The sequence below is a fragment of the Pseudomonas sp. GL-RE-29 genome (genome assembly GCF_019947275.1).
GTDB classification, from domain to species: domain Bacteria; phylum Pseudomonadota; class Gammaproteobacteria; order Pseudomonadales; family Pseudomonadaceae; genus Aquipseudomonas; species Aquipseudomonas fluorescens_A.
On the sequence record NZ_JAGYGD010000041.1, the window covers coordinates 19,896 to 46,252 of the forward strand.

At 59.7% G+C, this 26,357-nt stretch carries 30 protein-coding genes and 1 pseudogene; 12 read left to right on the plus strand and 19 right to left on the minus strand.

Going from position 1 to position 26,357, the window contains the following annotated elements:
* Positions 1–24 precede the first annotated feature (24 nt).
* On the plus strand, positions 25–435 hold the full coding sequence (locus KGB21_RS25645; protein ID WP_034150674.1) for an SRPBCC family protein: 411 nt from the start codon (positions 25–27) through the stop codon (positions 433–435).
* A gap of 154 nt (positions 436–589) precedes the next feature.
* On the opposite strand, the gene KGB21_RS25650 is transcribed toward KGB21_RS25645, so the two are convergent.
* A complete protein-coding gene (locus KGB21_RS25650) occupies positions 590–1,984 on the minus strand; it encodes a sensor histidine kinase (RefSeq protein WP_223507101.1) in 1,395 nt (464 codons plus the stop codon).
* Positions 1,962–2,645: a response regulator transcription factor gene (locus KGB21_RS25655; RefSeq protein WP_034150676.1), complete on the minus strand. Its 684-nt coding sequence runs from the start codon at positions 2,643–2,645 to the stop codon at positions 1,962–1,964. The genes KGB21_RS25650 and KGB21_RS25655 overlap by 23 nt, the downstream gene beginning before the upstream one ends.
* A gap of 357 nt (positions 2,646–3,002) precedes the next feature.
* On the opposite strand from KGB21_RS25655, the gene KGB21_RS25660 reads away from it, so the two are divergent.
* The gene (locus tag KGB21_RS25660) at positions 3,003–3,932 is read left to right on the plus strand and encodes a hypothetical protein (protein ID WP_223507102.1); all 930 of its coding nucleotides are present in this window, start codon (positions 3,003–3,005) and stop codon (positions 3,930–3,932) included.
* Positions 3,933–4,202: 270 nt separating this feature from the next.
* Here the strand turns inward: KGB21_RS25660 and KGB21_RS25665 are convergent, their stop codons facing one another.
* Positions 4,203–4,817, minus strand: a complete 615-nt coding sequence (locus KGB21_RS25665) for a glutathione S-transferase (protein WP_223507103.1) — start codon at positions 4,815–4,817, stop codon at positions 4,203–4,205.
* Between the two features lie 364 nt (positions 4,818–5,181).
* Here KGB21_RS25665 and KGB21_RS25670 point away from each other — a divergent pair, with 364 nt between their 5' ends.
* The 3 genes from KGB21_RS25670 (at position 5,182) to KGB21_RS25680 (ending at position 8,088) form a co-directional block, all read left to right on the plus strand.
* Positions 5,182–5,586: a TraR/DksA family transcriptional regulator gene (locus KGB21_RS25670; protein WP_007907888.1), complete on the plus strand. Its 405-nt coding sequence runs from the start codon at positions 5,182–5,184 to the stop codon at positions 5,584–5,586.
* 628 nt (positions 5,587–6,214) lie between these two features.
* The gene (locus KGB21_RS25675) at positions 6,215–7,438 is read left to right on the plus strand and encodes a methyl-accepting chemotaxis protein (RefSeq protein ID WP_411741413.1); all 1,224 of its coding nucleotides are present in this window, start codon (positions 6,215–6,217) and stop codon (positions 7,436–7,438) included.
* 446 nt (positions 7,439–7,884) lie between these two features.
* Positions 7,885–8,088 carry a hypothetical protein gene (locus KGB21_RS25680; protein WP_223507105.1) on the plus strand — a complete coding sequence of 68 codons (204 nt, stop codon included), beginning with the start codon at positions 7,885–7,887 and terminating at the stop codon, positions 8,086–8,088.
* 7 nt (positions 8,089–8,095) lie between these two features.
* Here KGB21_RS25680 and KGB21_RS25685 read toward each other — a convergent pair whose 3' ends face one another.
* The 4 genes from KGB21_RS25685 to KGB21_RS29415 all read right to left on the minus strand — a co-directional run bounded on the left by KGB21_RS25685 (position 8,096) and on the right by KGB21_RS29415 (position 9,525).
* The gene (locus KGB21_RS25685; protein WP_034150680.1) at positions 8,096–8,335 is read right to left on the minus strand and encodes a DUF2789 domain-containing protein; all 240 of its coding nucleotides are present in this window, start codon (positions 8,333–8,335) and stop codon (positions 8,096–8,098) included.
* Positions 8,336–8,474: 139 nt separating this feature from the next.
* The gene (locus tag KGB21_RS25690; RefSeq protein ID WP_034150681.1) at positions 8,475–8,705 is read right to left on the minus strand and encodes a hypothetical protein; all 231 of its coding nucleotides are present in this window, start codon (positions 8,703–8,705) and stop codon (positions 8,475–8,477) included.
* 128 nt (positions 8,706–8,833) lie between these two features.
* Entirely contained in the window at positions 8,834–9,088 is a 255-nt protein-coding gene (locus KGB21_RS25695) for a hypothetical protein (RefSeq protein WP_223507106.1), read from the minus strand.
* Positions 9,089–9,399: 311 nt separating this feature from the next.
* Positions 9,400–9,525, minus strand: coding sequence for a hypothetical protein (locus KGB21_RS29415; protein WP_263386334.1), 126 nt, complete (start codon positions 9,523–9,525; stop codon positions 9,400–9,402).
* Here KGB21_RS29415 and KGB21_RS25700 point away from each other — a divergent pair.
* The 4 genes from KGB21_RS25700 to KGB21_RS25715 all read left to right on the plus strand — a co-directional run bounded on the left by KGB21_RS25700 (position 9,499) and on the right by KGB21_RS25715 (position 11,859).
* Positions 9,499–9,969 (plus strand): hypothetical protein, encoded by a 471-nt coding sequence (locus KGB21_RS25700; protein WP_223507107.1) that lies wholly within the window; start codon positions 9,499–9,501, stop codon positions 9,967–9,969. The genes KGB21_RS29415 and KGB21_RS25700 overlap by 27 nt on opposite strands.
* On the plus strand, positions 9,969–10,172 hold the full coding sequence (locus KGB21_RS25705) for a hypothetical protein (protein WP_223507108.1): 204 nt from the start codon (positions 9,969–9,971) through the stop codon (positions 10,170–10,172). Before KGB21_RS25700 ends, KGB21_RS25705 begins: the two co-directional genes overlap by 1 nt.
* A 119-nt stretch (positions 10,173–10,291) precedes the next feature.
* Entirely contained in the window at positions 10,292–11,305 is a 1,014-nt protein-coding gene (locus tag KGB21_RS25710; RefSeq protein WP_223507109.1) for an ABC transporter substrate-binding protein, read from the plus strand.
* 116 nt (positions 11,306–11,421) lie between these two features.
* A complete protein-coding gene (locus KGB21_RS25715) occupies positions 11,422–11,859 on the plus strand; it encodes a DUF3995 domain-containing protein (RefSeq protein WP_034150686.1) in 438 nt (145 codons plus the stop codon).
* Between the two features lie 88 nt (positions 11,860–11,947).
* On the opposite strand, the gene KGB21_RS25720 is transcribed toward KGB21_RS25715, so the two are convergent.
* The 7 genes from KGB21_RS25720 to KGB21_RS25750 all read right to left on the minus strand — a co-directional run bounded on the left by KGB21_RS25720 (position 11,948) and on the right by KGB21_RS25750 (position 19,308).
* Entirely contained in the window at positions 11,948–12,310 is a 363-nt protein-coding gene (locus KGB21_RS25720; protein ID WP_223507110.1) for a Na+/H+ antiporter subunit G, read from the minus strand.
* Positions 12,307–12,585 carry a K+/H+ antiporter subunit F gene (locus tag KGB21_RS25725; RefSeq protein ID WP_034150688.1) on the minus strand — a complete coding sequence of 93 codons (279 nt, stop codon included), beginning with the start codon at positions 12,583–12,585 and terminating at the stop codon, positions 12,307–12,309. Before KGB21_RS25725 ends, KGB21_RS25720 begins: the two co-directional genes overlap by 4 nt.
* A complete protein-coding gene (locus tag KGB21_RS25730) occupies positions 12,582–13,070 on the minus strand; it encodes a Na+/H+ antiporter subunit E (protein ID WP_223507111.1) in 489 nt (162 codons plus the stop codon). The genes KGB21_RS25725 and KGB21_RS25730 overlap by 4 nt, the downstream gene beginning before the upstream one ends.
* A complete protein-coding gene (locus KGB21_RS25735) occupies positions 13,067–14,752 on the minus strand; it encodes a monovalent cation/H+ antiporter subunit D (RefSeq protein WP_223507112.1) in 1,686 nt (561 codons plus the stop codon). The genes KGB21_RS25730 and KGB21_RS25735 overlap by 4 nt, the downstream gene beginning before the upstream one ends.
* Positions 14,749–15,093, minus strand: a complete 345-nt coding sequence (locus tag KGB21_RS25740; RefSeq protein ID WP_007986256.1) for a Na+/H+ antiporter subunit C — start codon at positions 15,091–15,093, stop codon at positions 14,749–14,751. The genes KGB21_RS25735 and KGB21_RS25740 overlap by 4 nt, the downstream gene beginning before the upstream one ends.
* Positions 15,093–18,011: a monovalent cation/H+ antiporter subunit A gene (locus tag KGB21_RS25745; RefSeq protein ID WP_223507113.1), complete on the minus strand. Its 2,919-nt coding sequence runs from the start codon at positions 18,009–18,011 to the stop codon at positions 15,093–15,095. The genes KGB21_RS25740 and KGB21_RS25745 overlap by 1 nt, the downstream gene beginning before the upstream one ends.
* 271 nt (positions 18,012–18,282) lie before the next feature.
* Positions 18,283–19,308: a DMT family transporter gene (locus KGB21_RS25750; protein ID WP_223507114.1), complete on the minus strand. Its 1,026-nt coding sequence runs from the start codon at positions 19,306–19,308 to the stop codon at positions 18,283–18,285.
* On the opposite strand from KGB21_RS25750, the gene KGB21_RS25755 reads away from it, so the two are divergent.
* The 3 genes and pseudogenes from KGB21_RS25755 to KGB21_RS25765 all read left to right on the plus strand — a co-directional run bounded on the left by KGB21_RS25755 (position 19,303) and on the right by KGB21_RS25765 (position 21,466).
* Positions 19,303–19,866 (plus strand): helix-turn-helix domain-containing protein, encoded by a 564-nt coding sequence (locus KGB21_RS25755; RefSeq protein WP_223507115.1) that lies wholly within the window; start codon positions 19,303–19,305, stop codon positions 19,864–19,866. The two genes, KGB21_RS25750 and KGB21_RS25755, sit on opposite strands and share 6 nt — an antisense overlap.
* 17 nt (positions 19,867–19,883) lie before the next feature.
* Positions 19,884–20,006: pseudogene (locus KGB21_RS25760) on the plus strand (ABC transporter ATP-binding protein); the annotation flags it as partial.
* A gap of 14 nt (positions 20,007–20,020) precedes the next feature.
* Entirely contained in the window at positions 20,021–21,466 is a 1,446-nt protein-coding gene (locus KGB21_RS25765) for an FAD/NAD(P)-binding protein (RefSeq protein ID WP_223507116.1), read from the plus strand.
* Positions 21,467–22,332: 866 nt separating this feature from the next.
* Here the strand turns inward: KGB21_RS25765 and KGB21_RS25770 are convergent.
* The 5 genes from KGB21_RS25770 to ppnN all read right to left on the minus strand — a co-directional run bounded on the left by KGB21_RS25770 (position 22,333) and on the right by ppnN (position 26,223).
* Positions 22,333–22,557 carry a hypothetical protein gene (locus KGB21_RS25770; protein ID WP_034150695.1) on the minus strand — a complete coding sequence of 75 codons (225 nt, stop codon included), beginning with the start codon at positions 22,555–22,557 and terminating at the stop codon, positions 22,333–22,335.
* A gap of 235 nt (positions 22,558–22,792) precedes the next feature.
* Complete coding sequence (locus KGB21_RS25775; RefSeq protein ID WP_223507117.1) at positions 22,793–23,209, minus strand: hypothetical protein; 417 nt, start codon at positions 23,207–23,209, stop codon at positions 22,793–22,795.
* A 175-nt stretch (positions 23,210–23,384) separates the two neighbouring features.
* Positions 23,385–24,125 carry a response regulator gene (locus KGB21_RS25780; RefSeq protein ID WP_223507118.1) on the minus strand — a complete coding sequence of 247 codons (741 nt, stop codon included), beginning with the start codon at positions 24,123–24,125 and terminating at the stop codon, positions 23,385–23,387.
* A 205-nt stretch (positions 24,126–24,330) separates the two neighbouring features.
* Positions 24,331–24,771, minus strand: coding sequence for an NUDIX hydrolase (locus tag KGB21_RS25785; protein WP_034150698.1), 441 nt, complete (start codon positions 24,769–24,771; stop codon positions 24,331–24,333).
* A gap of 78 nt (positions 24,772–24,849) precedes the next feature.
* The gene (gene ppnN, locus KGB21_RS25790) at positions 24,850–26,223 is read right to left on the minus strand and encodes a nucleotide 5'-monophosphate nucleosidase PpnN (protein WP_223507119.1); all 1,374 of its coding nucleotides are present in this window, start codon (positions 26,221–26,223) and stop codon (positions 24,850–24,852) included.
* Between the last annotated feature and the right edge of the window lie 134 nt (positions 26,224–26,357).

A 26,357-nucleotide genomic window follows, 5' to 3' on the forward strand; every position in this document is an offset into this window, starting at 1 on the left:
CTTATTAATGAGAGAGAGCTTTACATGGCAACTGCATCAGCATTCATCGACATCCCGGCCTCGGCGGATCGGGTCTGGCAATTGATCGGCGGTTTCAATTCGCTGCCGGAATGGCTGCCGTTCATTCCCAAGAGTGAACTCAGCGAAGGCGGGCGCGTGCGCAGCCTGCAAACGGCGGATGGCGCGGTAGTGATCGAGCGTCTGCAAGCGTTCGACAACGCCGGCAAAACCTACAGCTACTCGATTCTGCAAGCGCCGTTTCCGGCCACGGATTATCTGGCGACGATCAAGGTTGAGGCGCAGGGCGACGGGGCTCGGGTGACCTGGTCCGGCCGGTTTGAACCGGTGGGTGTGAGTAACGAGGAAGTAGAGGCGTTGTTTACCGGGATCTATCAGGGAGGCCTTGAGGCGTTGCGCGCCAATTACCCGGCTTGATCCTTTGTAGGAGCCGGCTTGCTGGCGATGGGGCCTTCGGATTTTTCGGTGATCTTGTGGCCGCCATCGCTGGCAAGCCAGCTCCTACAGGGATATGTGGACATCTGTAGGAGCTGCCGCAGGTTCGGAGCGCGTTCGGGCGATTTTTTGATCTTCAAGCCGGCGCAATCAAACGCTGCCGACAATCCAGCACCAACCGCGCGCCCCCCAGTTCGCTACTGCCCAACTCCAGCGTAAAGCCATGCAGGCTGACAATCGCCGCGACGATCGACAACCCCAATCCAAAGCCACTTTTCTGATTACCCGCCTCAGCGCGATAGAAGCGCTGGAACACCGCCTCGCGTTCGGCCTCTGGAATGCCAGGACCGGAGTCGAGCACTTCAATGCGGGTATGCCCGCCCTCATTCACTCCACGCAAAATCACCTGGCCACCGGGCGGGGTGAATTTGATCGAGTTGCTCAGCAGATTGGCTACGGCTTCGAACAGCAATGCGCGATCACCATGGAGGGGCGGCAATGTTGCTGGCAACTGCAATTCAAAACTCAAACCATCGTCTTCGGCCAACGGCAGATAAAATTCGTGCAGTTCCTGCAGCAGCGGCACTGGGTCCAGTTCCACAAATCCTGAGCGGCGCTGACGATCCTCGAGTTCGGAAATCCGCAGCAAGCCCCGAAACCGCGCCATCAGCGTGTCGGCCTCGGCCAGCACCAAATCCAGTTGTGCGGCTTCGGCCGAACCTTCGCCGGCCTGCTGTTGCATGCGATAGAGCTGCGCGCGCAATCGGGTCAGCGGCGTGCGCAGGTCATGGGCGATGTTGTCGCACACGCCTTTGACTTCGTTCATCAAGCGCTCGATGCGTTCGAGCATGGCGTTGACGATCGCGGCGAGCATGTCCAATTCATCGCGGCGACTGGACAGCGGCAGGCGTTTGGTCAAGTCACCGGCGACGATGGCCTCGGCGCTGGCCTGGATCCCGCGAATTCGCCGCAACGGACGGCGGCGCAACAAGTGCCAGCCGACGATGCCCGGCAGGATGGTCAGGGTCACACCCCAGAACAGCGCGTGCAGGATGATTCGGGTGACGGCAAACAGCGAGCCGTTGTCGCGCACCAGCACCAGCAAGAGGCCGTCCCGGGTCTGGGTCGCCACGGCGTCGCAGCTGTCGTTGGGCAGCGTCGGGTCGTCGGAGTCGGCGCAATCGCTGAGCATGTGGATCTTGCCGTCCAGCGGCAGGCCACGGGGGATGTGGTCCAGGGCGCCGCTCAGATAACGCTGTTGCTGATCGAACAGGCCATAGCCGTCGATGCCGCGGATGTCGAAGGTCATGCTGACGGCGAGGGCGTCTACCAGTTGTTCGCCCTGGAAACGCGAAAACAGATGCTGGCGCTGCATCAGCGAATGCTTGGCCAGGTTGTCCAGGTAAGCGGACACCTCGAAGTACATGACGCCCATCAGGATGCCGCTCCAGACCACGAACAGTGCACTGTAGAGCGCCAGCAAACGACTGCTGGAAGAGCGCCAGCCTTTAGACGGGTTCGGCAATGACATAACCCGAGCCTCGCACGGTTCGAATCAATGGGGCATTGCCAGGTGGGTCGATCTTCTTGCGCAGGCGGCCGATGTGGACGTCGATCAGGTTGGTGCCGGGGTCGAAGTGATAACCCCAGACCTCCTCGAAAATCATCATCCGCGAGAGGATCTGCCCGGTGTTGCGCATGAGGAATTCCAGCAGCTTGTATTCGGTGGGCAGCAACGTCAGCAACTCGCCATTGCGGCTGGCTTCGTGGCTGATCAAATTCAGTTCCAGGTCCGCTACTCGCAACGTGGTTGCTTGCGCGGTCACGTTGTTCTGCCGGCGCAGCAGGACTTCGACCCGGGCCGCCATTTCATCGGTGGCGAAAGGTTTGGTCAGGTAATCGTCGCCGCCAGCGCGCAGGCCGCGCACGCGCTCATCGACGTCGGAGAGGGCGCTGATCATCAGGATCGGCGTCGCCACGCCCATGGTCCGCAGGGTCGTGACAATCGCCAGGCCATCGAGCTCGGGCAACATGCGGTCGAGGGTGATCAAGTCGTAGTTGCCACTGACCGCACGCTCCAGCCCCTCGCGACCATTGTCGACCCAATCGACGTCGAGGCCGTGGCTGCTCAGTTCGGCGACAATTTCCCGGGCGGTCACGGCGTCGTCTTCGATGGTCAAGATGCGGGTCATAGGGCTGGCCTGATTAGGTGTTCACAACGTTGTGCAGCATTTTGCCAAGAAATGATCGACGGCTTACTAAATAAAAGTTCATGGAGATCAAAAGATCACAGCCTTCGGCAGCTCCTTCAGAGGATTACATTTCAAATGTCGGAGCTGCCGAAGGCTGCGATCTTTTGCTCTTCCCAATCAATGCAGAAAACCCGCTGAGCTTAGTGGTTTATTGCATATTGCATGGATCAGGGAAGTTCAAACTTTATAAGTTGTTGAAGTTGAAGGAGTTATTCAGAGCGCGCGACTGGCATGGTCACTGCAACTGCTGATTTGAAGAAGTTGTAACACCATCTTTCTGCCTGGAGCGATACAACAATGAATAGATCCTCAGATGGTTTCTATCCTGCGGCTGAAGAAGCGAGCACGCTCTCTGGCGTCTCTTGGGGGGCGATTTTCGCCGGGGCTGCTGCGGCAGCAGCGTTATCGCTGATCCTTGTGCTGCTCGGTTTTGGCCTGGGATTCTCGGCGGTCTCGCCTTGGGCCAACGAAGGCGTGAGTGCCAAAGGCCTGGGCATCTCGACGATTGTCTGGTTGGCCGTGACACAAATCATTGCCTCAGGGGCCGGTGGCTATATCGCCGGGCGCCTGCGGGTTAAATGGGCGTACATGCATGGCGATGAAGTTTACTTTCGCGACACCGCTCACGGGTTTCTCGCGTGGTGCGTTGCAACACTGGTAACCGCGACGCTGGTGGCCGGTTCGGTCAGCAGCATTGTCAGTGGTGGTGTTCAGGCTGGCGCACAAGTGGCCGGTGGCGCCGCCAGTGCCATGACTCAAGTGGCCGGTCAGGCTGCCGCCAATACCGACAGCGATCAGTACGGCTACTACATCGACAGCCTGTTTCGCGATGATCGTCCGGCCGCCGTCAGTGACGATGCCGCACGAGGCACCGTGACGCGGATTTTCGCGCAATCCTTGAAGGACGGTCAGTTGTCTGCGGAAGATCGCACCTACCTGGCTCAACTGGTAGCGCAACGGACCAATCTCACCCAAGCGGACGCTGAACGTCGTGTCGATGAAGTTTATGCCCGCACCCAGAAAGCGGTAGCCGACGCCAAACTGGCCGCACAACAAGCGGCTGATACCGCCGCCAAAGTAGCTGCCTGGACCACGTTGTGGATGTTCGTTGCACTGCTGATCGGCGCGTTTTTCGCAAGTTTTGCCGCGACTTTCGGTGGCCGTCGCCGGGATGCCGTGGTGTATCTGGAAACCGACACCTACGTCACCACCACCCCTGTTCGTTAACCCAGGAGAATCATCATGCGCTCATTACTGCTGTTCTTTCTTGGTGTACCGATCCCGATCATCATCCTGATCGCTCTGTTCATGCATTGATCGACTGGGGCTAGTCCCTCTGCCGCTTCTGCCTTTGGTGGAAGCGGCGTTTTTGTTTTGGGCAGTTACATTTGTATGCGTTGTTACGCCGTCATCGCGAGCAGGCTCACTCCTACAGGGGAACGCGATCATCTGTAGGAGTGAGCCTGTTCGCGAAGAGGGCAGATCAGACGCAGCACTTTATCCGTCAATCGGAGTACTCAAGAACTCCTCTAGCCCCTCGGCATACGCGGTAAACGCGACGATCCGCGGAAACTGCGCCACATCAACCTGATCCGGCACCACCAGGTTGGTAAAGCTCCACGCCACGGCCAGCGTGATGCCCTCCTGGCCAATCGAGCCATCGGTATTCAGCGGCTGCTTTTCAAGCTCTAGCTCCAGCGCTGAATACGCCGCAGCCAATTGGCCCTCGACCCGTTCAACCCAAGGCTCATATTGAATCTCCGCCGGTCGCAGGTTGCGCTCGTAATAAAGCTGCACTGACTTTTCGCTGGCCGCGAGTGCCAGGCCGATCAGGCGCAATGAACGCAGGCGTTGTTCGATACCCTTGGGCATCAGGCTGCGGGCAGGTTCGGACAGTGCTTCCAGGTAATCAAGGATCAGCGTCGAATCCATCAACACTTCACCGTCATCCAGCACCAGGGTAGGTGCCTTGACCACCGGATTGATTTGCTGGAACTGCTCGAAAGTCCTGAACACCGAAACCGATTCGTGCTCCAGCGCAATACCCAGGCGCTTGGCAGAAATGGCGACGCGTCGTACGTAGGGCGAATCCAGCATGCCGATCAGCTTCATTTAACCGCTCCTTGAAATGGCCCATTTCGGGAGGGACAACCTTAGCTGAGGTTGGATGAGCTGCAAACGCCATCGTCCTGTGCCGCCGTTTGTCTTCTATATACCTGTGCTGGATTGAATTTCTTGCTATAAACGCACTCCGATGACCGCCTGAATGCCTGCCGTAGAGCATTTTCGAGGCTTTGTCGGACAAATTCGCTGACTTTTCAGTTGCTGAGGCCACAACTCGGCCTTAGACTGCCGCCCCTCGTAAATTGAGTGCCGGGTGGCGCTTGGAACAAACTGCGCCTTTCCGATGACCTGACCAGGTCTGCCGGAACGCTCCCTAATTCGCCTTAATGCACGTTTTTTTATAGAGATATCAATGACAAAGGACAAGTTGCTGGCCATGCCGGCGGATGACTACATGAATGCCGAGCAACATGCTTTTTTCTCTGAGCTGTTGCAGAACATGAAAGTCGAAACCCATGAGCGCATCGAACAGAACCGCATCGCCATCGAGAGCCTGGACACCCCGGCCGACCCGGCTGACGCGGCTTCCGTTGAAGAAGAGCGCACCTGGCTGGTAAACGCGATCGATCGCGACCAGCGCATGCTGCCTCAGTTGGAACAAGCCCTTGAGCGCATCAAGGAAGACAGCTTTGGCTGGTGCGACGACAGCGGCGAGGCAATCGGCCTCAAGCGCCTGCTGATCAGCCCGACCACCAAGTACTGCATCGAAGCTCAAGAACGTCACGAGCAGATCGACAAGCACCAGCGTCAGGCCTGATTCTGTGAGGCAGCCCGTTTAACGTGGGCTGCCTTGAAAAGATCGCAGCCTTCGGCAGCTCCTACACGGTGTTACGTGAACCTGTAGGAACTGCCGAAGGCTGCGATCTTTGCTTTTCCACGTCTACAGAAAACCCCGCAATTCTATTGATCTACTGCAACGCCCCCGACTAAAGGCTCATAGATAATGGCCTTATAGTGGCGTTCAATGCGAAGACAACAATTAGAATATTTCCGGGGTGACCAAGATGACGAGAGACGGATCTCTGGTGGCGGCAGCGCCTGCACCAGTGCTTTTGCCGAAAAATCGCTGGCTGACGCCGACGCTGCAAAGCATCGCCCTGATGCTGTTGCTGTGTGGCATATCGCTGTGGGGCTGGTCGCTATACCTTGGCCTGCCATTGGCCGTGCTGATCATCTGGCTGCCGCGCCTGCGTTCGCGCGCGACCCCCGAAGCTGTTCCCACCGATACGTCCAGCGCCATTTCCGCGTTGACCCGTGACCTTTCCTACACCACCAGCCATAACGCTCTGTCAGCCGCGGGCGTGGCGTTCTCGGTCAAGCAACTGGCGGACAAGCTGCAATCGCAACTGGGCGCAGCGGCGCAAATTGTCAGCAACGCCGAAGTAATGATCGCGACTGAGCAGGCGACCTCGACCCTCAGCCGTGAGGCATTGGGTGCTGCAAGCGAGGCACATCAGAGCGGAGCAGCGGGGCGCACCGAGTTGCTTGAGTCGATTGCGCGCATGCATCAACTCAGTCAGCGCGCCAATAACAGTCGAGAATTGATTGAGGCGCTGAGCCTGCGCAGCGACGATATTCAGCGCGTTACCCTGGTGATTCAGTCCATTGCCAGCCAGACCAACCTGCTGGCCCTGAACGCGGCGATTGAAGCTGCACGAGCCGGGGAACATGGGCGCGGCTTTGCGGTAGTGGCTGACGAAGTGCGCGGTCTGGCCGCACGCACGGCGACCGCGACTGGCGAAGTCGGCGAGATGGTGGCGGATATTCAGCAACGCACCGCGCAAGTGGTGGAGCAGATTCGGCAACTGTCGAGCGATCTCGACACCGGCGTCCGGCAGGTCGAGCACACCGGCCAGCATCTGGAGAACATTGCGCGTTTAGCGGCCAGCGTCGAAAGCCAGGTCGGCGAAATCGCCCGAGGCGCGGAAACAAACCGTGAGCAACTCGATAGCCTGTTTCATGCCATCCAGCAGATGCGTAGCGACCTGGCTGTCAGTGATCAACAAACTCAACGCCTGGCGCAGGCCGCGGTTCAAATGGAAGGCCAGGCCGAGACCATCAGCGAACGTCTGGCGGAAGTCGGGCTGGACGATTACCACCAGCGGATTTACGACTTGGCCCGGGAGGGCGCGAGCCAGATTGCGGCGCGCTTCGAAGCAGATATTGACGCGGGCCGTATCAGCCTCGACGATCTGTTCGACCGTCATTATCAGGTGATCGCCGGCACCAGCCCGGCCAAATACCAGACGCGCTTCGACCGCTACACCGATCAGGTCCTGCCGGCGATTCAGGAACCGCTGTTGCCGCGCCATGAAGGGCTGGTGTTCGCCATCGCCTGCACCCAGCAAGGTTATGTGCCGACCCATAACACAATCTTCAGCCAGCCACTGACCGGTGATGTGCAGGTCGATACCCTGCAAAACCGCACCAAACGCAAATTCGCCGACCGCACCGGGATTCGTTGCGGCAGCCATCAGCAGGCGGTGCTGCTGCAAACCTACACGCGCGATACCGGAGAGTTGATGCACGACCTGTCGGTGCCGATCATGGTTAAAGGGCGGCATTGGGGTGGTTTGCGTTTGGGGTACAAGCCGGAAAAGCCTCGCTAGATATTGCTGCCATTCGACCAGGCGCGTGATTTGCCTTTTGTAGGAGCCCGGCTTGCTGGAGATGGCGTTATTGAGAACGTCATCGCCAGCAAGCCGGCTCCTACAGGTCTGAATTGCACCGGGTCGTTGTGGGTTGAGCGCGGTTTTCTGTAGGAGCCCGGCTTGCTGGCGATGGCGTCATTGAGGGTGTTATCGCCAGCAAGCCAGCTCCTACAGGTCTGAATTGCATCGGGTCGTTTGGGTTGAACGCGGTTTTTTGTAGGAGCCCGGCTTGCTGGCGATGGCGTTATTGAGAGCGCCATCGCCCGCAAGTAGGTTCCTACAGGTCGCGATTTATTGTTACGAATCTGGCAACGAAGCTGTGCAGGGGGGTTGCTGTTTCCTTTTGAGTGAACTCATTAACATACCTTCATAGTTAGGTTGCTAACGGAGTTCGAAGAGTCAACATGCAAAGCAAAGTTGATGTCGCCGTAATGATTGGCAGCGGTGTCCCCGCCAGTTTGCGTGCGTTGGGGCAGAGTGTTTGTTGGGTGGTGCTGCTCAATGGTGAACGTCGGGGAACGGCGTTCTCCAGTCGCGATGAAGCGGAAGAGTGCAAGGCTGCCTGGTTGGCACGTTTGAATGCCGAGGTGCCAGACAGCCTGCATTAAGCTCAGGTCAGTGGATCTGGTGCATGCGCAGGTTGAGGTCGTCGACCACCCGCGCCCAGTCGGCATCTTCGCGCAGTTGTTCCTTCAGGAAACCCGCCTGTTGCGGTGTCCAGAACTCGGCGTCGATGAGTTTCTTGTCATCGGGAAGAGGGGAATGGCTGGCAATGAAATCGTCGATAGCTTTTTGCGAAGAGTCCAGGCCCAACTGATCGAACAAGCCTTTCAAGTCATGTGTCGGTGATTCCATCTTCATCTCCTTGCAGGTGATCGGTCGCGTCGAGTACGAGATCTGAAGTACGACCCCATTTCATCTGATGGAGTCGCGCTTCAGGAGTTCGAAAGCGATGTTCAAACGCAGGAAAGAGCATAGACGGCAAAAACGATAATCAGGCTTTCAATGCACCGGCATCGACGGCAGCCTTTAATTCCTTGGCGGATTCTTGCGCGGCGAGGGCGGCGACGTCCGAAGTCTTGAACCAGCGATCTTTTTCGACCTGGTGATAGCTCACGGTTTTCAGCGGCGGTTTGGCACGCATCACAATGACTGCCTGGAATTCGCCCTCGACCTCTCTGGCTTCGCCCCGGATAAAAAACTCGCCGATATCAAATTCCGTCACGTAGCAGCCTTCCCTTGTAAATATTGTTGTGTTTAACGCTGATTGGGCGGGCAGTATGGCAGTAGTTGCATGCCGGCGGCTGAGTTAAGTCGCCGGCATGACGAAACGTCTATTGAAATGAGCGGTATTCAGGCGTCCAGGCGCGACTCAAGCGAGCGGGCGAGGGCGCAAGCCTCGTTGTGGTCTGCGCGGAAACCTCTTACGTACCCGGTGGAAATTTCTTTGATATGGAAGAAGGCGTTTCCGGCCAATACCACCTGAAAACGCAGCGGGGCGGCTTCCTGGCAGTGAAGTTGAGGATGTCGCATCACCAGCGGATACAGGGTTGGCGAGTTGTCGATGTAAGGTTTCTGAGGGTAGGCGAAGTGTGTCAGCGTGCACATATGAAGTCCTTTTCGTTGTTTTGCCGACGTATGTACGTCGTTATGGGTAGTCTCGGTGAGCATCGCTGCTCTAGAATCACCGTCACTGGTGGGTGATTGATGTTTATCTAAAGCAATTTTCGGCTGGCGATATGTAAGAAAAGTGCTTTTTTTTGAGAGTTTTTTCCCTGAAGTTGATAGTCCGTATTTCTCTGGCCGTACAAAGGGCGTTTTCCTTCAACCTTTGTCGAATGCCAGGCAAGACGATGTGAGCGACATCCAGTAGTCTGCTCAAGCCTCGTGATGGATGAGTCCTCTGCTCATTCAGGATTTCAACCCGGGTTATCTGGCTTCACCTTCGGCATTGCCGCTTTTTTTGGCTGTGCGCTTTTTTCGCGTGCGGCGTCATTTTCAGATGTGGGGATGTTTCCTTGGCAGTAAGTAATCTCGATATGCATGCTTTGTTCGTGCTGGGTGATTTGCGCGCAAAGCTGGTTAAACAGTTTCAGTCACGTTTCGTTTACATCACCGAACAAAACGCTGAAGGCATCTACATTGCCGAAATCGACACTGAATCAGCGCTGGTGGTGGACGACAAACCGGGACTTAAGCTCAAGGTCGGCGATCATTTCAGCGCTTCAGTACTGCCCAGCCGCGAAGGCGGCAAACTGGAAATCAAATTCCGCGATATCAAACTGACGGCCTACGGCCTGGGCGATTACGCCTTCGTCACCACCGCCGATGGCCATGCCATCGTGTTCAAGGAAGGTCACAGCGTGGTGATGGTGTTTGCCGCGCACCAGCAATTGCAGGAAGGCCTGACCAAAACCCTGAAAGCGGTGACCGCCAAGGCAGCCAAGTGGCGCAAAGGCGAACTGGTGACGTTCAAGGCCAGCGAGTAATGAGCCTGACCCGCGCCGACTTCCACGAACAGAACCTCGCCAGCGCTCAAACCGAAGCCCAACGGCTGTTCGAGCAGAAGGCTGTGCTGCAGGGAGCCTGGTTGAATTGGGTGGCTTCGCAGCTCTATACGTTGCGCCCGGCCGAGTACGCCAGCATGGTCAGAAGAGAGCTCGCGCGCTTGCAGGAAATTTCCGAAAACTAATCCATGCCCCCTCGAAAGTAGGAACCTCTACTACAGTCATTGGACTGATTATTCAGAGGCTTCGCGGTCTTCTGCCAGGCCATCCTGCGATTGCTGTGAACAGCACGAGGTGCAAAAGCATGAAAGGTTTTCGACGGTTGCTGGCCGCTGCCCTGGCCACTTTCGGGTTGTTGGCGTCACCCGTTCCGGTCATGGCGGCCCAGGCGCCGATTCACTTTGCCGACCTGAATTGGGAAAGCGGCAGCTTGATCACCGATATCCTGCGGATCATTGTCGAGAAGGGCTACGGGCTGCCGACCGACACCTTGCCGGGCACCACCATCACCCTGGAAACCGCGCTGGCCAACAATGACATTCAGGTCATCGGTGAAGAATGGGCCGGTCGCAGCCCTGTGTGGGTCAAGGCTGAAGCAGAAGGCAAGGTCGTGAGTCTCGGTGATACGGTCAAGGGCGCGACTGAAGGCTGGTGGGTGCCGGAGTATGTGATCAAGGGCGATCCGGCCAAGGGCATCAAGCCGATGGCGCCGGACTTGCGCAGCGTTAGCGACCTGCCCAAGTACAAGGATGTGTTCAAGGACCCGGAAGCCCCGACCAAGGGGCGTTTCCTCAACAGTCCCATCGGCTGGACCTCGGAAGTGGTCAACAAGCAGAAGCTCAAGGCCTATGGGCTGGAAGACACCTACGTTAACTTCCGCAGTGGGTCCGGGGCGGCTCTGGACGCGGAAATCAGTTCGTCGATTCGTCGGGGCAAACCGGTGTTGTTCTATTACTGGTCACCGACGCCGTTGCTTGGTCGCTTCAAGCTGATCCAGCTGGAAGAACCGCCATTCGACGCCGAAGCCTGGAAAACCCTGACCGACGCCGACAATCCGAATCCACGGCCGACGCGCTCGCTGGCCTCAAAGTTGTCCATTGGCGTTTCCACGCCATTTCAGAAGCAATACCCGCAGATTGCCGACTTCTTCAGCAAGGTCGATTTTCCCATTGATCCGTTGAACAAGGCGTTGGCAGAGATGAGCGAAAAACACACCGCGCCGCGTCAGGCAGCAGAAGATTTCATGAAAAAACATCCGGACGTATGGCAGGCCTGGCTGCCGAAGGATATAGCGGACAAGGTATCTGCCGGACTGTAGGAGCTGGCGCAGCCTGCGATCTTCTGCCCTTGATCTAAAAAATCAAAATCAAAAGATCGCAGCCTGCGGCAGCTCCTACAATGTCTGTTCCAAATCCATTTCCAGGATTTCAGACCATGACCTTTGTGCTGGCTCAATGGCTGGTGACGGTGTTTGCGGTGATCAGCCTGATACATGTGTACTGGGCGTTAGGTGGCGAATGGGCGGCCGTGGCGGCGGTGCCGCAGGTGCCGGTGGAAGGCGGCGAGCGATTGCGACCGGCCTTCAAGCCGCGAGGCTGGATCACGCTGGTGGTCGCGGGGGCGTTGTTTCTGATTGCCCTGTTGGTATGTCTGCGAGTGGGCTGGTGGATGCCGGCGGTGTCCCATTGGTCGCTGCAATGGATCATCAGCGCGATCGCGCTTCTGTTGTTTGCCCGGGCTATCGGTGATTCGGAGTTGGTGGGTTTCTTCAAGGAAGTCAAAGGCTCGAAGTTCGCCCGACTGGATACGTGGGTGTACTCGCCGTTGTGTGTGGTGCTGGGGGCGGGGTTGTTGGCCGTTGCCTGGGTCTGAGGGAAAGCAAAAGATCGCAGCCTTCGGCAGCTCCTACAGGTATAAGCATTCCAACGTAGGAGCTGCCGAAGGCTGCGATCTTTTGATCTTAACGCCCGCTCTCAGTCCGACGACTCGAAACCTCCGCCGGCACATCATCCCCCGCCATGCGTTTACGAAACAACGCCGCCCGCGCCAGCAACAACGTGGTCACCGGCACGGTAATCGCCAGCAAGATCGGAATCAGCCAGGCGTGCAACACCGGCCCGGACTTGAGCGCCGAAAAGTAAATGATCGAAGCCAATGCCACACACCATGCGCCCAGCGTCGAGGCCAGGGCCGGCGGGTGCATGCGCTGGAAATAATCCTTCATCCGCACCAGGCCGATGGCGCCGACTAACGCAAACACGCCGCCGAGTACCAACAGGATCGCCACCGGGAGTTCCACCCACAGAGACAGCTCAGCGTTCATTCAATCACCTCGCCACGCAGCAGGAACTTCGCCAGGGCAAACGAGCCGACGAAGCCGAACAGCGCGATCAGCAGCGCCGCCTCGAAGTAGGTGTCACTGGCATAACGAATGCCCAGCGTCAGCATCATCAGCATCGCGATGATGTACAGGTAGTCCAGCGCCAGAACCCGGTCCTGTGCCGACGGCCCCTTGAACAGGCGGATCAAGGTCAGGATCATCCCCAGCGAAAAGAGGAAAAGACTCAGCAGAATTGCGTTCGACAGCAGGGCGCTCATTCGAATATCTCCATCAATGGCCGCTCGTAAGTCGCCTTGAAGTGCTCGATGAACAGCGCTTCATCGTCCAGATCGAAAACGTGCAGCAACAGAATGCTGCGGTCCAGTGCCAGCTCCGACCAGACCGTCCCGGGCACCACCGTGCAGATCATCGACAGCGTCGCCAGTCCATTGGCATCGCGCAGGTCCAGCGGCACCTTGATGAATCGCGAGCGCGGTGGGCGACGACCGGCATTGAGCACGCCCCAGGCCACGGCGAGGTTGGACATCACCACATCGCGACCGACCACCAGGAACAGGCGCAGGATCACCCCCGGTCGACGGATGCGGATGGGCAGCGGGCGTAACTTGCGCATCATCAGCGGTGCACAGAACCCCAACACGGCACCCAACAGCAAGTTGCCGGGGCTCATTGAAACGTTGAGTACCAGCCACAGCAGCCACAGAGCCAGCGACAGCCACGGCGCAGGAAACAGACGCCTCATGGTTGCACCTCCAGCAGCGCAGCCCTGGCTTCCGGACTCGGAACCGCCCGCGTACCCAGCACGGCCATCACGTATTGCTGCGGGTTGTTCAAGGCGTCGGCGGCCGCCTGGGTGTAGCGCAACAGCGGCTCGGCCTTGAACGTCAGCAGGATGCTCAAGCCCAGCAACGCGAAGATCGGCACGCACTCAAGCCGTCGCAGGATCGGCGACGGCCGTTCTTGCGGCGTCCAGAAGCGCTGGATGCCCAAACGCGAGAAGGCGACCAGAGACGCCAGACCGGAAAGAATCAGCAGCGCCAGCAAACCCCACGCCGCGTTAGAGACCGGTTCCTCACTGCCGTTGCCCAGCCCCAGCGGATTGAGCAGGGCGCTGAGCAGGCTGAGTTTGCCGATGAATCCGGAGAGTGGCGGCATGCCGATGATCAGTAGTGCGCAGGCAATGAAGCTCAAGCCGAGGAATGCCATGGTCCACGGAATCACCTGGCCGACCACGGCTTTCTGATCGTCGTCGAGGTTGATGCCTTTGGCCGGATGCAACGATTCCAATGGCCGCGGCAGCATTTCGTTTTCATCTTCCAGAGGAATTTCGTTGGCCGAGCGCGAGCGTTCGATCAACTCGGCCAGCAGGAACAATGCGCTCAACGCCAGGGTCGAGCTGACCAGATAGAACATTGCCGCGCCGATCAGGTTGGGCTGGGCGAAACCGATGGCCGACAACAGAATCCCCGCCGACACCAGAATGCTCAGGCTGGCCATGCGCTCCAGGCGTTGTGCGGCGAGGATAGCTACTGCCGCGCAGACGATGGTCGCCATGCCGCCGTAGATCAGCCAGTCGCCACCAAAGTACGCTGACGCCCCGGCCTGCCCGGAGAACAACAGGGTCCAAAGGCGCAGAATGGTGTAGATGCCGACCTTGGTCATGATCGCGAACATTGCCGCCACCGGTGCGCTTGCCGAAGAGTAGGCGGGCACCAGCCAGAAGTTCAGCGGCCACATCCCGGCCTTGGCCAGGAAGGCGACGGCCAAAATGCCCGCGCCAGCGTGCAGCAGGCCGCGATCGGCTTCCGGCACCAGCGGGATTTTCAGCGCCAGGTCGGCCATGTTCAGCGTGCCGGTCACGCCATAAATGAGCGCCGCGCCAATCAGGAACAGCGTCGAGGCCAGCAGATTGATCGAGATGTAATGCAGGCCCGACGACACCCGCGCCCGACCCGAACCGTGCAGCATCAAGCCGTAGGACGCCGCCAGCAGCACTTCGAAAAACACGAACAGGTTGAACAGGTCCGCGGTCAGGAACGCGCCATACAACCCCATCAACTGAATCTGGAACAGCGCGTGGAAGCTGGAGCCGGCACTGTCCCAGCGCGCCATGGCGAACAGCAGCGCGCTGACGCCGATGATCCCGGTCAACACCAGCATCAGCGCCGACAGGCGATCGACCACCAGCACCAGGCCAAACGGCACCTGCCAGTTGCCCGGCAGGTACACGCCGATGGAGCCGGGAACATCGGTGGTCTGCGTCCATTGCAGCAGCAGAACGGAAATGCCCAGCCCCAGCAAACTGGAGAACAGGTTGATTTTGGCTTTGAGCGGACGATGTTTCTCGCCGAGCATCAGCATGATGGCGGCGGTCAGCAGCGGCAGCAGAATCGGTGCCGCGATCAGGTGCGTCATGGCATTCATTCTTTAGGCTCCCGGCCATCCACATGGTCGGTGCCGGTCAGGCCGCGGGAAGCCAGCAAGACCACCAGGAACAGCGCGGTCATGGCGAAGCTGATCACGATGGCGGTCAGCACCAGCGCTTGCGGCAGCGGGTCGGTGTAATGCAGCAGATCCTGCGGCACGCCATCCTTGATGATCGGCTCTTTGCCGATGAACAAACTGCCCATGCTGAAGATGAACAAGTTGACGCCATAGGACAGCAGGCACAGGCCCATGACCACCTGGAACGTCCGTGGACGCAGGATCAGCCAGACGCCGGACGCGGCGAGGACGCCGATGGCGATTGCGATGACTTCTTCCATCAGACGGCTCCCTTGGCTGTAACGGGTTTAGGCTGGCCAGCGGTTTTGTGGCCGCGGACCGATTGGTGGGCGAGGGCGGTGAGGATCAACAGCGTCGAGCCAACCACTACGGCGTACACGCCAACGTCGAAGAACAGCGCACTGGCCAGGTGAATGTCGCCCAGCACGGGCAGGTCAAAATGCCAGGTGTGGGTGGTCAGGAACGGATAGCCGACCGCCATTGCACCCAGGCCCGTGACCGTGGCGAACAGCAGGCCGACGCTCATCCAGCGCAGCGGGCGCAGGCTCATTTGGGCCTCGACCCACTGGGTGCCAGCCACCATGTATTGCAGAATGAACGCCACCGACATCACCAGCCCCGCGACGAAACCGCCGCCCGGTTGGTTGTGCCCGCGCATGAACAGGTAGAACGACACCACCAGCGCAATCGGCAACAGCAAACGCACCAGCACCGCCGGCACCATCATGAAGCCGAGCGCGGTGTCGCTGGCGTGACGCGGGTTGACCAGGTCGGTGACGACATCGGGCGCCAACAACCGCTGTTGCGCCGGCAATTGCAGGCTTTCTTTCGGTGGGCGGAAGCGACGCAGCAGGGCGAACACAGTCAGGGCTACCGCCGCCAGCACGGTGATTTCACCGAGGGTGTCGAAGCCACGGAAGTCCACCAGCATCACGTTGACCACGTTGCTGCCGCCGCCTTCAGGCAGGGCGCGGCTCAAGTAGAACGAGGAAATGTCGTTCGGCGTCTGGCGCGTCAGCATGGCGTAGGACAGCAACGCCATGCCGCCACCGACCACGGTCGACAGCAGCAAGTCGCGGATACGGCGGATACGCGCCTTGCGCAGGCTGCTCGGCAACGGCGAAACCTCTTCGATCCGTCGCGGCAACCAGCGCAGGCCCAGCAGGATCAGCACCGTGGTCACCACTTCGACCACCAGTTGCGTCAACGCCAGGTCTGGCGCAGAGAACCAGACGAAGGTCACGCAGGTCATCAGGCCGCAAACGCTGACCATGGTCAGGGCGGCGAGACGGTGATACTTGGCCTGATATGCGGCACCGAGGGCGCAGGCAATCGCCAGCAGCCAAAGGATGACGAACACGATTGAGCCCGGAATCTTCGGCCGATCGCCCCAGCTCAGGCTGCTGTGCAGCATCGGGATCAGCCCGGCCAACACGGCGGCGAGCACCATCAGGAACAATTGGGTTTGCAGACGCCGGGTGCTGATTCGCCGCTCCAGACGCCGGGCCAGGCGCATCTTGATCACGAGGATTCGTTCGAACAGGCGCTTGCCGTTGAGCCGGCCAATCAGCGGCGGGTAGCGGAAGCGCCCGCGCTTGAGTTGATTGCGCAGGAGCAGATACAAGACGATGCCGCCGGACATCGCGATCAGACTCATGATCATCGGTGCGTTCAAGCCGTGCCAGATCGCCAGGCTGTACTCCGGCAGCGTGCCGCCTACGACCGGTTGCGCGGCAGCGGCGAGCAACGGGCCGACCACTTGCGCCGGGAAAATCCCTACCACCAGGCAGGCGAACACCAGCAACTCGACCGGCGCGCGCATCCAGCGCGGCGGCTCGTGCGGGGTGTGGGGCAGGTCGGTAGCGGTGGGGCCGAAGAACACGTCGACGGTGAAGCGCAGGGAATAGGCGACGCTGAACGTCCCGGCGATGGTCGCGACAATCGGCAGGGTCATCTCGACCCAGGCGGTCGCGTTGATGAACACGGTTTCGGCGAAGAACATTTCTTTCGACAGAAAGCCGTTGAGCAGCGGCACGCCGGCCATCGAGGCGCTGGCGACCATGGCCAGGGTGGCGGTGAACGGAATCAGCTTGAACAGGCCATTGAGCCGGCGAATGTCGCGGGTGCCGCTTTCGTGGTCGATGATCCCGGCGGCCATGAACAGCGAGGCCTTGAAGGTGGCGTGGTTGAGAATGTGGAACACCGCGGCCACGGCGGCCAGCGGACTGTTCAGGCCCAACAGCAAAGTGATCAGGCCCAAGTGGCTGATGGTCGAGTACGCCAGCAAGCCCTTGAGGTCGTTCTGAAACATCGCGCAATAAGCGCCGAGCAACAGGGTGCAAGCCCCGGCGCCGCTGACGATGTAGAACCATTCTTCACTGCCGGACAGCGACGGCCACAGCCGTGCCAGCAGAAACACGCCGGCCTTGACCATGGTTGCCGAGTGCAAATAGGCCGATACCGGTGTCGGCGCGGCCATGGCGTGGGGCAGCCAGAAGTGGAAAGGGAATTGCGCACTTTTGCTCAGAGCGCCGATCAGGATCAGGGGTAGCAGGATGGGATAAAGGGCATGTGCGCGAATCAGATCGCCGGCGGCCAGGACCTTGTCCAGGTCATAGCTGCCGACCACATGGCCAAGCAGCATGACCCCCGCCAGCAGGCACAAACCACCCGCGCCGGTGACCATCAGCGCCATGTACGCGCCGCGTCGCGCGTCGGCGCGGTGGTGCCAGTAGCCGATCAACAGGAACGAGAAGAGGCTGGTCAGCTCCCAGAAAAACACGATCTGGATCAGGTTGCCGGAGATCACCAGCCCGAGCATGGCGCCCATGAACGCCAGGAAAAACGCGAAGAACCGCGGCACCGGATCGTCCGGCGACATGTAGTAACGGGCGTACAACGACACCAGCGTGCCGATGCCCAGGACCAGCATCGAGAACAGCCAGGCGAAGCCGTCCATGCGCAGGACGAAGTTCAAGCCCAGGCTGGGCAGCCAGAAAAATTCTTCGCGGATAACGCCGCCATGGGCGATTTGCGGGTACAGGAGGGCGACCTGAACGGTGCCAATCAAGGCGACCATGCCAGCCAACAGCGATTCGGTGTTACGTGCGTTGTGTGGCAGCAGCGCGGCCAGACAGCTGCCTATAAAAGGCAGAAGCAGTAGAACTATCAGGGACATAGGCTTCTAATCTGCGGAAGTTTGTGAAGCATCATACGTGCCAGCTCCCGGATCGCCAAACGCCAAGCTGTCGCAGAATCCTACACGGTAGACGGAAAAGTCTTGCTTCACATTGTTTCAGGGATATGGATTCCGTCAGTCCCGCCCCCATCGCGGGCAAGCCCGCTCCCACAGGATTCGTGTTGTACACAAAACTCATGTACACATCCAAACCCTGTGGGAGCGGGCTTGCCCGCGATAGCGATTTTTAAATCACTGCTGATGCCAAGCCTTAACCCTGGGTTTCCCGCTCCAGATCTTCCGCCGCCGAGACAGCCTTACCCTTGGTCTTCAACTCACTGACAATCACCGCCGCCACAATCAACCCGGCCCCTAGCAACGCAATCGCTGGCAAACGCTCCCCGGCGATTCGCCCGACAATCCCGGCCCACACCGGCTCACCGGCATAAATCAAGGTTGCCCGGGTCGGTGAAACACTTTTCTGCGCCCAGTTCATCGCCACCTGGATCGCCGCACTGGCCGCGCCCAACCCCAGCGCGCTGCACAACAGCAACCAGGAGAAGTCCGGAATATGTTCCTGGGTCGGCACTACCATCAGGAACGACAAAACCGAAGTCACCGCCAATTGCACCACGGTCACCCGCTTCACATCGACTTGACCGGCGAAGTTGCTGATCAGAATGATCTCTGCAGCAATGGCGATGGCGCTGATCAACGTGGCGATTTCACCTGGGCTGAAATTCAATGCCGCGCCGGAAGGCCCCGACAGCAGCATCAACCCGGTAAAGGCGAGCATGATCCCGATGCTCGGCATCAGCCCCGGACGACGCCCCAGCACCAGCCATTGCAGCAACGGCACGAAGGGTACGTACAACGCGGTGATGAACGCCGACTGGCTGCTGGGAATGCTCTGCAAACCCACCGTCTGCAAGCCGTAACCGAGCATGATCGCCACGCCGATAAAGGCGCCGGCCTTGAGTTCGAACAAGGTCAGTTCCCGCAAGCTGCGCCATGAGAACAGGGCGACGATGATCGCGGCGGCGGCAAAACGCAGGCCGACGAAAAACATCGGGCCGCTGACGGTCATCGCATGCTGGACCAGCAAAAAGGTCCCGCCCCACACCATGGTGATCAGCACCAGCACGCACTCGGCCTTGCTGAGCCGCAGGAAACGGGAAGAAGCCTGGGAGGAGTTCGCCGACGTCATGATCTTGCACACTATTTGAGGGGGACGCACAATGCGCCGGAAGTTGGGCAGTATACTGCGCAGCACCACCAAGTGAGCAATATAGTGCACAAAGATTCCTCGCCACGGGCTTCGGTCCTCCAGCACGTCAGCCAGAACATTCGCCGTTTGCGCCATGCCGCGGATATGAGCCAGACCGCGTTGGCGGAAAAGTCCGGTGTCAGCCGGCGGATGCTGGTAGCCATCGAGGCCGGCGAAAAGAACGTCAGCTTGACCACCCTCGACCGTGTCGCCGAAGCGCTGGACGTGGCATTCAGCGACCTGATCCAGGCTCCCGATGTGCGCGACCATAGCCGCATCAACGAGCTGGCCTGGGCCGGCACGATTCCCGGCAGTAAGGCCGTACTGCTGGCCAAGGCCAACGCCACCCGCGAAGTCGAACTCTGGGAATGGCGCCTCGAACCAGGCGAGCATTACCCTTCAGAGCCGGACGCCGATGGCTGGAGCGAGCAGTTCTACGTCTTCGAAGGCTGCCTGACCCTGATGGTCGGCGATGTACCGCACACCATCAGCGCCGGTGAGTTCTTCATGTTCGCCAGCAACCAGCCGCACTCCTATCGCAACGATGGGCCGGTGGCGGTGCGGTTCGTGCGTAACGTGGTGATCTGACTGTTGGCCCATCAACAGTGACGATCAAGTACGCCTCCACGGCCTGCGTCCTCGACACCGGCCGGGTGGTGTTGTCCGGCAGCGCCAGCGAGCTGCTGGCCTGTGGCGATCTGCATGACTTCTATCTAGGTAAACACTGATCAGTGAGAACGGCATGAGTGAAACCCAAAGCGGACAGACGACCGACGCCATCCGTCACGCGGACATCCTGGTCATCGGCGGCGGCCTCAGCGGCGCGATGCTGGCGGCGCAGTTGTTGCGCCTGCCGGGCAAGCGCCAGGTGCTGGTGATCGAACCGCGCGCCGAACTGGGGCGCGGCGAGGCGTACAGCGCCGTGGAACTGGGCCATACGCTCAACGGCAACGCGGCGCGTATGAGCGTCGACCCGGACAACGCCGACGACTTGACCCAGTGGCTGACTGACTTCATCGCCGCCGGTGGCTGGCCGAAGTCGGATGAACAGCATGTGCCGGTCAGTGAACTGTTCCCGCCACGGGGGATTTTCGGCCTGTACGTGCAGCAACGTCTGGCCGAGGCGCAAGCGTTGGGGGCGTTGAATGGTTCGACGGTCGAGCATGTGCGGGCCGAGGTCGTGGATCTGCAAACCGATGCGCAGTCGGTGCACTTGACCTTGAGCGACGGCCAGCATCTTCAAGGCTCTTTTGCCGTGCTCGCAACGGGTATGTTCCCCGCCGCGCGCACACCGCAAACCGAATCCAGCGGCTTGAACGCAGCGGCGCTCGATCCTTGGGACGTAGCGGCCATGCAGCAGCTCGATCCGCAGTCGACGGTGCTGATCATCGGCTCGGGCCTGACCATGGTCGATGCGGTGGTGTCGCTGGAGCAGGCCGGGCATCGCGGGCCGATCGAGGTGTTTTCCCGTCACGGCTTGTTGCCCCATGTGCGGCGCCAGCCTCCGGCCTGGGTGGATTTCCTGGCGGAGGATCACAGTATCCGCACGCCACGCCAGCTGGTGCGCGAATTGCGCCGACATTGTCGCGATGCCATTGCCCAAGGGATTGATTGGCAGGCGCCGCTGGACACGGTGCGGGCGCATATCGGCCGTTTGTGGAATCAGGCCACCGACGTGCAACGCCGTCAGTTTGTCAGGCATGTACGGCCATGGTGGGAAAGCCATCATCACCGCTCGCCGCCATTGAGCGCCGAACTGGTGGAACGCTTGCACGGAGAAGGGCGGTTGCGGATTCAGGCGGCGTCGTTCAAAGGGCTGGAGCCTGCTGCGGGCGGTGGCGTGAGTATTTGTATTCGTCGGCGGGGTGAGGCTGAAACGGTTGTCGTCAGTGGCGCAGCGTTGATCAACTCCAGCGGCATCGAATATGACTGGCGACGAGTGGCGCGACCGTTGCCACAGCAATTGCTGGCGCGCGGATTGATCAAACCGGGACATCTGGCGCTGGGGATTGCGGCGCAGGTCGATGGCGCGGTGCTGGATGCCGATGGCCATCCGGCCAGTCGCCTGTTCGCCATGGGCCCGCCGTTACGCGGGATGTGGTGGGAAAGCACGGCCGTCACCGACGTCGCCAGCCAGGCCAAAGCCCTGGCCGCCCGATTGGCCACACCCCGAACCCTGTTGGAATAACCCTGTGGCGAGCGAGCCTGCTCGCGCTGGGCTGCGCAGCGGCCCCAGGATTTTGTGAGCGCTACGCACTCAAGCGCGAGCAAGCTCGCTCGCCACATTAGAAATGAAGAAACCCCGCACGTTGGCGGGGTTTCTTGGCCGCACGATTAGCCACACCGTAATAGCTGTTGGAATCACCCTGTGGCGAGCGAGCTTGCTCGCGCTGGGCTGAGCAGCGGCCCCAGGATTTTGTGAGCGCTACGCACTCAAGCGCGAGCAAGCTCGCTCGCCACATTAGAAATGAAGAAACCCCGCACTTTGGCGGGGTTTCTTGGCCGCACGATTAGCCACACCGTAATAGCTGTTGGAATCACCCTGTGGTGAGCGAGCTTGCTCGCGCTGGGCTGCGCAGCGACCCCAGGATTTTGTGAGCGCTACGCACTCAAGCGCGAGCAAGCTCGCTCGCCACATTTGAAATGAAGAAACCCCGCACTTTGGCGGGGTTTCTTGGCCGCACGATTAGCCACACCGTAATAGCTGTTGGAATAACCCTGTGGCGAGCGAGCTTGCTCGCGCTGGGCTGCGCAGCGGCCCCAGAATTTTTGTGAGCGCTACGCACTCAAGCGCGAGCAAGCTCGCTCGCCACATTTGAAATGAAGAAACCCCGCACGTTGGCGGGGTTTCTTGGCCGCACGATTAGCCACACCGTAATAGCTGTTGGAATCACCCTGTGGCGAGCGAGCTTGCTCGCGCTGGGCTGCGCAGCGGCCCCAGGATTTTGTGAGCGCTACGCACTCAAGCGCGAGCAAGCTCGCTCGCCACATTAGAAATGAAGAAACCCCGCACGTTGGCGGGGTTTCTTGTTTCAAGCAGCTCAAGGCCGTTGATCAATAGCGCTGATATTTGGAACCGAACTCAGGGCGGTTTTCCGCGACGTAGAGTTTGCTTGCCTGGCTGTCTTTGTGGTCAACGCTGACGGTGTTCACGTTCAGTGTGGCCGGTTGGCTGACGTTGGCCGCTGCAACGACGGGTGCAGTGGCGTGTGGGGCGGCGATGGCGGAAGTGGCGCCAAGGACTGAAAGGGCGAAGCCGATACCGATGATGCTTTTCATGATGTTGCTCCAGAGCGTGGGGAGAAGATGTGGCCACTGTAGAGCTGGAGCGTCGTGATGAAAAAACACCTGTAGGCATAGTCGTTATCGAGAACAGTGATCCTTGCAAAACAAAAACTGTGGGAGCGGGCTTGCCCGCGATGGGGACCTGACAGTCGACGATGATGTCGCCTGGCAGTCCGTCATCGCGGGCAAGCCCGCTCCCACAGGTTCTTTGCTGTTTTGCAGGCCGTGATCAGTAACGCTGATATTTCGAGCCGAATTCGGCGCGGTTTTCGGCGACGATCACTCCACCGCGCACGGCGTTGCTCGGGATCGAGGCAACGCGTTCACGCAGTTCCTGCAGACGATCGGCGCCACCTTCGGCAACGCGGTTCTGGATCAGGCGATCGGAACCACCTTCGGCGACACGGTTGTCGATCAGGCGATCGGAACCACCTTCGGCAACGCGGTTCTGGATCAGGCGATCGGAACCACCCTCGGCCACGCGATTTTGTTGCAAACGGTCCGAACCACCTTCTGCCAGCAAGGCCGCGTTCGTGCTGTTGGACGCAGCGCTCGCCGTGTTGGCTGAGGCCAGGTTCGACAAGCCGAGACCGCCAATCAATGCCAGACCGAGTGCCAGGGACGAAACTTTCGAGAAGTTGAACATGGGTAATTCTCCGTGCGCTTAAGTGATGTGCGGTCAGTAGCGGTTGCTATCTGGTGGTCACAGTTAAACGCCGGGGTGTATCGCTGATGTGTGCTCGAACGGTCCGAAATCGGCTTCTGCGTATCCAGACCGGGTTTCTATACAAACGGATACAAAACCTCAGAAAAAATCGCGATCAACTTTGCGCGTCGAGCATTTCCACCGGGTAGGAGAACACGTAGCCCTCGCTGCGCACGGTTTTGATGTAGGTCGATTCCCGTGAGTCGTCCTTCAGCCGTTGGCGCAGGCGACTGACCAGCAAGTCGATGGAGCGGTCGAACAGGTCGGCGTCGCGACCCTGGGTCAGGTTGAGCAACTGGTCGCGGCTCAGCACCCGTTGCGGGTGATCGAGGAATACCCGCAGCAGCCGGTATTCAGCGCCACTGAGTGCCACCAGGGTGTCGTCTTCGTCAAGCAGATGACGGGCGGTGGTGTCCAGGCGCCAGCGACCGAAACCGAGCATGCGGCCGCTCTCTGTGATCAACAGATTCGGTGGCAACATTCGCGTACGGCGCAATACGGCATTGATCCGCGCCAGCAGTTCGCGGGCGGCGAAGGGTTTGGTCAGGTAGTCGTCGGCGCCCATTTCCAGCCCGAGGATGCGGTCGGTTTCGTCATTGCGCGCAGTGAGCATCAGGATCGGCGTGGCTTTGTGCTTGCCCGAGCGCAGTTCACGGCACAGGACCAGGCCGTCATCGCCGGGGAGCATGATGTCGAGCACGATCAGGTCGACCTGGTTGGCATCGAGGAAGCTGCGCATCTGCCGGCCGTCGGCGACCACGGTGGTGCGCAGGCCGTTTTTCTTCAGGTAATTACCGACCAGTTCGCGAATCTCGCGGTCGTCATCGACGATCAGGATGTGGTTGACGTGGTCCATCGGTCGATCCTCTTGTTTTTGTCTTTGCCAGCCTTGCGGCCGACCATACATTTTGTACGAGCTGGCTTGCCAGCGATAGCGGCCTTACCCGATCTATTGTGGGAGCTGGCTTGCCAGCGATGGCGCCCGTAAAACCAGCGCAATATTAAAGGACGCCTTCGCCAGCAAGCCGGCTCCTACAGATCGCGGTATCGGCTCCAATCCGTCACGCCTTCCCCAGCATCTCGATCAAACTCTGTGGCCACACCGTCTCCGTGGTTTGTTCCAGTTCGGCAACCGACCACCATTTGTGCTCAGTCATCACCCGCGCTTCTTCAACTGTCCAGCCATCGCGCGTCAATTGCTCGCGTTCAGCGCGCACGACAAAGTAGTGCTCCACCGCCAACACCGTCTCACCACTGGGCAGCATCATCGAAAAGCGCCGCTGCGCAACACTGGCGCCGACCGCGTCAACCTGCAGGCCGGTTTCTTCAAACAGTTCCCGTATTGCCGCGGCTTCGAAGGTTTCACCGCTCTCCAGGCCGCCACCGGGCGTCGCCCAGTAGTTTTGGCCGCAAAGAGCGTCATTTTTGTGCTGGAAACGAAACAGCAGGACCTGATGGTCGGGATTGATGACCAGCAGTCTGGCGGCATTGCGTTGGCGCATGTTGATTTTCCTGTCCCTGAAAGCAGCGAGCCGAAGCAATGGCTTCGGCTCGCAGTGTGACGGTTTACATTAGATTGTTTACGCAACCACTCGATAACACGGCACATACGCCGCACCACCCGGCAACTTCATCCGGTGTTGCGCAACAAATGCCTTGAGCAGTTGATCCAGCGGCTGCATTACCGCCGCATCGCCACGGATCTGGTATGGCCCGTGTTGTTCGATCAGGCGGATGCCCTTGTCCTTGACGTTGCCGGCGACGATGCCGGAGAACGCGCGGCGCAGGTTGGCGGCCAGTTCGTGGGCCGGCAGGTCGCGGCTCAGTTTCAGGTTGGCCATGTTTTCGTGGGTCGGGTCGAAGGGGCGCTGGAAGCCTTCGTCGATTTTCAGCAGCCAGTTGAAGTGGAACGCGTCATTGCGCTCGCGGCGGAACTGCTTGACCGCTTTGAGGCCCTGGGTCATCTGCCGCGCGACCTGGGCCGGGTCGTCGATGATGATTTCATAATGCTTCTTGGCTTCGTCGCCGAGGGTGGCGCCGACGAACGCGTCAAGCTGCTCCAGGTACGGCGCGGCATGTTTCGGCCCGGTGAGGATGACCGGGAAGGGCAGGCCGGCGTTGTCCGGGTGCATCAGGATACCGAGCAGGTACAGGAACTCTTCGGCCGTACCGGCGCCGCCCGGGAAGATGATGATGCCGTGACCGACGCGGACGAAGGCTTCCAGGCGTTTCTCGATGTCCGGCAGGATCACCAGTTCGTTGACGATCGGGTTCGGCGCCTCGGCGGCGATGATCCCGGGTTCGGTCAAACCGAGGTAACGGCCACCGTGGATGCGTTGCTTGGCGTGGGCGATGGTGGCGCCTTTCATCGGGCCTTTCATCACGCCGGGGCCGCAACCGGTGCAGACGTCGAGGCTGCGCAGGCCCAGTTCGTGGCCGACTTTCTTGGTGTATTTGTATTCTTCGGTGTTGATCGAGTGGCCGCCCCAGCACACTACGATTTTCGGCTCGACGCCGGGGCGCAGGGTGCGAGCGTTGCGCAGCAGGTGGAAGACGTAGTCGCTGATGCCTTGGGAGGTACTCAAGTCAATACGTTGACTGTCGAGTTCGTTTTCGGTGTAGACGATGTCGCGCAGGGCGCTGAACAGCATTTCGCGGGTGCTGGCGATCATTTCGCCGTCGACGAAGGCGTCGGCCGGGGCGTTCAGCAGTTCCAGGCGTACGCCACGGTCTTGTTGGTGAATGCGGATTTCGAAGTCCTTGTAGGCTTCGAGGATGGTCTTGGCGTTATCGACGTGGGCGCCGGTATTGAGGATGGCCAGGGCGCATTGGCGGAAGATGTCGTAGGTGCTACCGGATCCGGCTGCACTCAGTTGCTGGACTTCCCGTTGGGAGAGTGTTTCCAGGCTGCCTTTCGGGCTGACCGAAGCGTTGATTACTTGTCGTTGGGTCATTCAATGATCCTTAAAACGATGTCATTCCTACAGAAACAACGAATGGCATCCGAATAGTGTGCATCCATGAAAGAAGATGGCACTAAATACGCGGTCTCGCCATGTCCCCGATTGACGATGAAAAGATGAAAAGG

Coding starts and splice junctions, on each gene's coding strand:
- KGB21_RS25645 (WP_034150674.1), top strand. CDS start 25: ATGGCAACTGCATCAGCATTCATCGACATCCCGGCCTCGGCGGATCGG.
- KGB21_RS25650 (WP_223507101.1), bottom strand. CDS start 1,984: ATGTCATTGCCGAACCCGTCTAAAGGCTGGCGCTCTTCCAGCAGTCGT.
- KGB21_RS25655 (WP_034150676.1), bottom strand. CDS start 2,645: ATGACCCGCATCTTGACCATCGAAGACGACGCCGTGACCGCCCGGGAA.
- KGB21_RS25660 (WP_223507102.1), top strand. CDS start 3,003: ATGAATAGATCCTCAGATGGTTTCTATCCTGCGGCTGAAGAAGCGAGC.
- KGB21_RS25665 (WP_223507103.1), bottom strand. CDS start 4,817: ATGAAGCTGATCGGCATGCTGGATTCGCCCTACGTACGACGCGTCGCC.
- KGB21_RS25670 (WP_007907888.1), top strand. CDS start 5,182: ATGACAAAGGACAAGTTGCTGGCCATGCCGGCGGATGACTACATGAAT.
- KGB21_RS25675 (WP_411741413.1), top strand. CDS start 6,215: ATGATCGCGACTGAGCAGGCGACCTCGACCCTCAGCCGTGAGGCATTG.
- KGB21_RS25680 (WP_223507105.1), top strand. CDS start 7,885: ATGCAAAGCAAAGTTGATGTCGCCGTAATGATTGGCAGCGGTGTCCCC.
- KGB21_RS25685 (WP_034150680.1), bottom strand. CDS start 8,335: ATGGAATCACCGACACATGACTTGAAAGGCTTGTTCGATCAGTTGGGC.
- KGB21_RS25695 (WP_223507106.1), bottom strand. CDS start 9,088: ATGTGCACGCTGACACACTTCGCCTACCCTCAGAAACCTTACATCGAC.
- KGB21_RS29415 (WP_263386334.1), bottom strand. CDS start 9,525: ATGCATATCGAGATTACTTACTGCCAAGGAAACATCCCCACATCTGAA.
- KGB21_RS25705 (WP_223507108.1), top strand. CDS start 9,969: ATGAGCCTGACCCGCGCCGACTTCCACGAACAGAACCTCGCCAGCGCT.
- KGB21_RS25710 (WP_223507109.1), top strand. CDS start 10,292: ATGAAAGGTTTTCGACGGTTGCTGGCCGCTGCCCTGGCCACTTTCGGG.
- KGB21_RS25715 (WP_034150686.1), top strand. CDS start 11,422: ATGACCTTTGTGCTGGCTCAATGGCTGGTGACGGTGTTTGCGGTGATC.
- KGB21_RS25720 (WP_223507110.1), bottom strand. CDS start 12,310: ATGAACGCTGAGCTGTCTCTGTGGGTGGAACTCCCGGTGGCGATCCTG.
- KGB21_RS25725 (WP_034150688.1), bottom strand. CDS start 12,585: ATGAGCGCCCTGCTGTCGAACGCAATTCTGCTGAGTCTTTTCCTCTTT.
- KGB21_RS25730 (WP_223507111.1), bottom strand. CDS start 13,070: ATGAGGCGTCTGTTTCCTGCGCCGTGGCTGTCGCTGGCTCTGTGGCTG.
- KGB21_RS25735 (WP_223507112.1), bottom strand. CDS start 14,752: ATGAATGCCATGACGCACCTGATCGCGGCACCGATTCTGCTGCCGCTG.
- KGB21_RS25740 (WP_007986256.1), bottom strand. CDS start 15,093: ATGGAAGAAGTCATCGCAATCGCCATCGGCGTCCTCGCCGCGTCCGGC.
- KGB21_RS25745 (WP_223507113.1), bottom strand. CDS start 18,011: ATGTCCCTGATAGTTCTACTGCTTCTGCCTTTTATAGGCAGCTGTCTG.
- KGB21_RS25765 (WP_223507116.1), top strand. CDS start 20,021: ATGAGTGAAACCCAAAGCGGACAGACGACCGACGCCATCCGTCACGCG.
- KGB21_RS25770 (WP_034150695.1), bottom strand. CDS start 22,557: ATGAAAAGCATCATCGGTATCGGCTTCGCCCTTTCAGTCCTTGGCGCC.
- KGB21_RS25775 (WP_223507117.1), bottom strand. CDS start 23,209: ATGTTCAACTTCTCGAAAGTTTCGTCCCTGGCACTCGGTCTGGCATTG.
- KGB21_RS25780 (WP_223507118.1), bottom strand. CDS start 24,125: ATGGACCACGTCAACCACATCCTGATCGTCGATGACGACCGCGAGATT.
- KGB21_RS25785 (WP_034150698.1), bottom strand. CDS start 24,771: ATGCGCCAACGCAATGCCGCCAGACTGCTGGTCATCAATCCCGACCAT.
- ppnN (WP_223507119.1), bottom strand. CDS start 26,223: ATGACCCAACGACAAGTAATCAACGCTTCGGTCAGCCCGAAAGGCAGC.